We start from the raw sequence: 5313 nt of genomic DNA on the forward strand, positions 1-5313 counted from the left end.
AAGCGCCGCCCGCAAGCGCCGCCCGCAAGCGCCGCCCGCAAGCGCCGCCCGCAAGCGCCGCCCGGCAAGCCCGTCGGCTAGCAGCGCCGGACAAGTGGGCGCCGTGAGCGGCCGGGCGGGCAAGGAATGGCGGGGGCAGGGACGGGGGCGGGCCGTAACCGGCCGGTCCGGACCGCAGGGAGAGGCGCGGGGCGGACAGCGGGGCGGGGCTGCGGCAGCGGGTACGTCCGGGGGCGTAGTGGCGGTGCCGCTCGTGGACGCACGTCGAGCGGCAGCTGCGCGGGCAGAATGACGGCCATGCGACGAGGCGGGCAGTGGCGGTGGCCGGAGGTGGCGGCGGATGCCGCGCTCGCCCTGGTGCTGCTCGCGTTCGGATTGCTCGCCACCGGTCTGGCCGGGGACAACCAGCCGGGGTCGAGGCCGGTGGACGCCGCCAGTCGGCTGCTGATCGCCGTCGCCGCGCTCGCCCTGCTCGTCCGGCGGCGTGCTCCGGTCGCCGCCCTCGCCGTGGTCACCGTGGCCACCTCGACGTACCTGCTGATCGGCTACCCGTACGGGCCGATTCTGGTCACGTTCCTGGTCGCGGTCTACACCGTGGCCGTGTGGCTGCCGGTGCGATCGGCGGCGCTCGCCACCGGCGGCGCGTTCGTTCTGTTGTTGGCGCACGTCTTCTTCGGGCGGGGGCCCGCGCCGGGTTGGACGGGAGTGCTGCCCGCGGCGGCCTGGGTGGTCGTCCCGTTCGCGGTGGGGGTGGTGGTGCGGGTGAGCCGTGAGGCGACCGCGCGTACCCGTGCCGAAGAGGCCCGCAGCCGAGTTGAGCAGGCGCGACGGCAGGCCGACGAGGAGCGGCTGCGCATCGCGCAGGAGGTGCACGACGTGGTGGGGCACGGGCTGGCCGCGATCAGCATGCAGGCGGAGATCGCCCTGCACCTGCTGCCGAAGCGGCCGGAGCAGGCGGAGGTGGCCCTGACCGCGATCAGCCGGACGAGCCGCGAGGCGCTGGACGAGCTGCGGGTGACCCTGGGCGCGGTGCGGCGGGGTGCCGAGCGCGAGCCGGTACCCGGCCTGGCCCGGCTCCCCGCGCTGCGCGACCGGCTCGCCGGGGCGGGGCTCGCCGTCGAGGTGCGCGTGGTCGGGCACCCCCGGGAGGTGCCGGCCGCGCTCGACCTGGCCGCTTACCGGGTGGTGCAGGAGGCGTTGACCAACGTGCTGCGTCACGCGGGGGTGGCGAGCGCGGAGGTGACCGTGGACTACCGCGTCGACGAGGTGACCGTCGAGGTCACCGACCGGGGGATGGGCGCCGACCGCGCCGGGACGGCTCCGGCCGACGACGAGGGTGGCCACGGTCTGGCCGGGATGCGCGAGCGGGTCGCGGCGCTGGGCGGGCGGTTGACCACCGGGCCGCGCGCCGGGGGCGGCTTCCGGGTGTACGCCGCGCTGCCCTTGGAGCCGACGACGTGATCCGGGTGCTGATCGTCGACGACCAGGACCTGGTCCGGCTCGGGCTGCGCGCGCTGGTGGAGAGCGAGGAAGACCTGGCGCTGGCCGGCGAGGCGTCCGACGGGCTGCGGGCGGTCGAGTTGGCCCGTCGGGAACGGCCGGACGTGGTGCTGATGGACATCCGGATGCCCGGCATCGACGGCATCGAGGCGACCCGCCGTATCGTCGCCGACCCCGATCTGACCGGTACCCGGGTGGTGGTGCTCACCACCTTTGAGCTGGACGAGTACGTCTTCGACGCGCTGCGGCACGGTGCGAGCGGGTTCCTCACCAAGGACACCAGACCGGCTGAGCTGCTGCGCGCGATCCGGCTCGTCGCCGAGGGGGAGGCGCTGCTGTCGCCGTCGGTGACCCGTCGGGTGGTGCGGGAGTTCGCCACCCGGCCGTCCCGGGTGCTTCGTCCGCACCCCCGACTGGGGGCGCTGACCGATCGGGAGCGTCAGGTCGTCGGCCTGGTCGGTGAGGGCCTGAACAACGAGGAGATCGCGGCGCAGCTGGTGGTCAGCCGGGCGACCGCGCGGACCCACGTCAGCCGGGCGATGGGCAAGCTGGGAGCCCGGGATCGGGCCCAGCTCGTCGTGTTCGCGTACCAGTCGGGGTTGGTGTCGGGGTGAGGCCCGGGCCGGGCGACAGCGGCCCTACGGCCGGGCGGTTACCCTAGCGGTGGCCGGACTCCGCAGTGCCGGCCGCGTTGTGCCCGCCGGAACACTGACAAACGGGATGTTCGCGTGTTTGACACCTTGAGTGACCGCCTGTCCGGGATCTTCACCAAGCTCCGCGGCAAGGGGCGGCTCACCGACGCCGACATCGACGCCACCGCGCGCGAGATCCGCCTCGCGCTGCTGGAGGCGGACGTTGCGCTGCCGGTGGTCAAGGGCTTCATCGCGGCCGTCAAGGAGCGGGCCCGCAGCTCCGAGGTTTCCCAGGCGCTGAACCCGGCCCAGCAGATCATCAAGATCGTCAACGAAGAGCTGATCACCGTGCTCGGTGGCGAGGGCCGGCGGCTCCAGTTCGCCAAGCAGCCGCCGACCGTGATCATGCTGGCCGGCCTCCAGGGTTCCGGTAAGACGACCCTCGCCGGCAAGCTGGCCCGCTGGCTCAAGGGCCAGGGGCACCAGCCGCTGCTCGTCGCCGCCGACCTCCAGCGCCCCAACGCCGTCGGGCAGCTCCAGGTGCTCGGTGGCCGGGCCGGTGTCGAGGTGTACGCCCCGGAGCCCGGCAACGGCACCGGTGACCCGGTGCAGGTGGCCCGCGCGTCGATCGAGCACGCGAAGCGCGCCGCACGCGACATCGTCATCGTCGACACCGCGGGCCGGCTCGGCATCGACGCCGAGATGATGCAGCAGGCCGCCGACATCCGCGACGCCGTCTCGCCGGACGAGGTCATCTTCGTCATCGACGCGATGGTCGGTCAGGACGCCGTCCGCACCGCCGAGGCGTTCCGCGACGGCGTCGGCATCACCGGTGTGGTGCTCTCCAAGCTTGACGGCGACGCCCGCGGTGGTGCCGCACTGTCGGTCCGCGAGGTCACCGGGCAGCCGATCCTGTTCGCCTCCACCGGTGAAAAGCTGGAGGACTTCGACGTCTTCCACCCCGACCGGATGGCCAGCCGGATCCTCGGCATGGGCGACGTCCTCACTCTGATCGAGCAGGCCGAGCAGGCCTTCGACTCCGATCAGAAGGAGAAGATGACCGCCAAGCTGATGGGCGGTGAGCAGTTCACCCTGGACGACTTCCTCGACCAGCTCATCGCGGTGCGGCGGATGGGCCCGATCGCCAACGTGCTGGCCATGATGCCCGGCATGGGGCAGATGAAGGACCAGCTCGCCGATCTGGACGACAGCCACTTCGACCGGGTCACCGCGATCATCCGGTCGATGACCCCGGGCGAGCGGACCAACCCGAAGATCATCAACGGTTCCCGCCGGGCGCGCATCGCCAACGGCTCCGGGGTCACCGTGATGGACGTCAACCAGCTGCTCAACCGCTTCGCCGACGCGCAGAAGATGATGAAGCAGATGGGCGGCATGATGGGCCTGCCCGGCGGTGGCCGCCGCAAGGCGACCAAGTCGCCGAAGAACAAGCGCAAGGGCACCAAGGGCGGCGGTCGTCCGCGTACGGGCGCCGGCGCCGGGATGCCCGCCGGCTTCCCGGGTGGCATGCCGCAGCTCCCGCCGGGGATGGACCCGAACGACCTCGCTGGCGGCCAGGGTCTCCCGCCCGGCTTCAAGCTCCCGAAGATCGACTTCAACAAGCTCGGCAAGGGCGGCGACAAGGGCCCGCGCTGACCTCTGTGCCGGTCGAGGACCACCTGCTCGCCCCCGACGGGGAGTGATCGGGTAGGACTGTGCGCATGGCTCTTCATGTGCGCGGCGTGCTGCTCCCCGACGACGAGGTACGGGATCTCTGGCTGGTCGGCGACCGGGTGACCTTCACCCCGGTGCCCGATTCGGAGACCGTCGTCGACGGTGGTTTCGTGCTGCCGGGGCTTGTCGACGCGCACTGCCACATCGGCATCGCCCGAGGTGGCGCCCCGATCACCTCGCTCGACCAGGCCCGCGCGTTGGCCCACGTCGACCGGGACGCCGGGGTGCTGGCGATCCGGGACGCCGGCTCGCCGTACCCGTACCCCGAACTGGACGACGAGCCGGACCTGCCGCGACTGGCCCGCGCGGGCCAGCATGTCGCCCCGCCGAAGCGCTACCTGCGCGACATCGGCGTGGAGGTGGACGCTACCGACGTGGCCGCGGCGGTCGCTGCTCAGGCGCGGGCCGGCAACGGCTGGGTCAAGCTGGTCGGCGACTGGATCGACCGGGGCGTCGGTGACCTGGCGCCGGCCTGGGACGCGGACACCCTCACCGCCGCCGTGCAGGCGGCGCACGACGCCGGGGTACGCGCCGCGGTGCACACCTTCTCCGAGTCGGCCGTCGAGATCATGGTGCGGGCCGGCGTCGACTCGGTGGAGCACGGCACCGGGCTCAGCCTCGACCTGATCGACGAGATGGCCCGCCAGGGCACCGCCCTGGTCCCCACAATGATCAACATTGCCACCTTCGGGGGCATCGCCGAGCAGGCACGGGGCAAGTTCCCCGGGTACGCCGACCACATGCTCGCGCTGCGCGACGGCTTCCCCGAGGTGGTGCGTGCCGCGCACGAGGCTGGGGTGCCGATCTACGTGGGCACCGACGCCGGTGGCGGCATCGATCACGGGCTGGCCGCCGAGGAGATGCTGCTGCTGCACGAACGGGCCGGCATGGCACCCATCGACGTACTCGCCGCCGCCTCCTGGGGCGCCCGTGCCTGGCTCGGCTTCCCCGGGCTGGTCGAAGGCGGCCTCGCCGACCTGACCGTCTACCCCGAAGACCCCCGTAGCGACCTGCGCGTCGTCCGCGCCCCGTCCCGCACGATCCTCCGCGGCCGCGTCATCCGCTGACCCCGCGAGAGCGTCGCCCCCGCCGGGCCGCGCCCCGCCGGGCTGTTCGGCGCCGGGCTGTTCCGCGCCGGGCTATTCGGCGCGCCGGGCCGTGCGTGCGCCGCAAGATCGCGCTCGAACCAGGATGTAGTGGCCTCGGCGCTTGGGGATGCCACTACATCCAGGATCGAGCGCGATCTTGGAGTGCGGCGAGATCAATGAGGAAGAAGATCCCCGCAACATCAGGGATGTTGCTGCCTCCTGCGCGCCTGACGCAGCAACATCCGGGAAGTTGCGCGGGGCGCGGGGGCGCGGGGGCGCGGGGGCGCTGCTCGACGTCGCCGACGTGATCCGTCCGTATCCGGAGGTGGTGGCGTTCCTGCAAGGCGCGCACGACGACT

The 5313-nt window shown here is 72.8% G+C and carries 4 protein-coding genes; all 4 read left to right on the plus strand.

Going from position 1 to position 5313, the window contains the following annotated elements; all coding sequences use genetic code 11:
• Window positions 1-297 precede the first annotated feature (297 nt).
• The 4 genes from GUI43_RS33010 to GUI43_RS33025 all read left to right on the plus strand — a co-directional run bounded on the left by GUI43_RS33010 (window position 298) and on the right by GUI43_RS33025 (window position 4933).
• Window positions 298-1461 carry a sensor histidine kinase gene (locus GUI43_RS33010; RefSeq protein WP_225855468.1) on the plus strand — a complete coding sequence of 388 codons (1164 nt, stop codon included), beginning with the start codon at window positions 298-300 and terminating at the stop codon, window positions 1459-1461.
• On the plus strand, window positions 1458-2114 hold the full coding sequence (locus GUI43_RS33015) for a response regulator transcription factor (RefSeq protein WP_112700698.1): 657 nt from the start codon (window positions 1458-1460) through the stop codon (window positions 2112-2114). Before GUI43_RS33010 ends, GUI43_RS33015 begins: the two co-directional genes overlap by 4 nt.
• Before the next feature lie 114 nt (window positions 2115-2228).
• Window positions 2229-3788, plus strand: a complete 1560-nt coding sequence (gene ffh / locus GUI43_RS33020; RefSeq protein WP_112581984.1) for a signal recognition particle protein — start codon at window positions 2229-2231, stop codon at window positions 3786-3788.
• Window positions 3789-3853: 65 nt separating this feature from the next.
• On the plus strand, window positions 3854-4933 hold the full coding sequence (locus tag GUI43_RS33025; RefSeq protein ID WP_112700700.1) for an amidohydrolase family protein: 1080 nt from the start codon (window positions 3854-3856) through the stop codon (window positions 4931-4933).
• The last annotated feature ends 380 nt before the right edge of the window (window positions 4934-5313 follow it).

The sequence above is a fragment of the Micromonospora noduli genome, from assembly GCF_003264365.1.
Classification (GTDB): domain Bacteria; phylum Actinomycetota; class Actinomycetes; order Mycobacteriales; family Micromonosporaceae; genus Micromonospora; species Micromonospora noduli.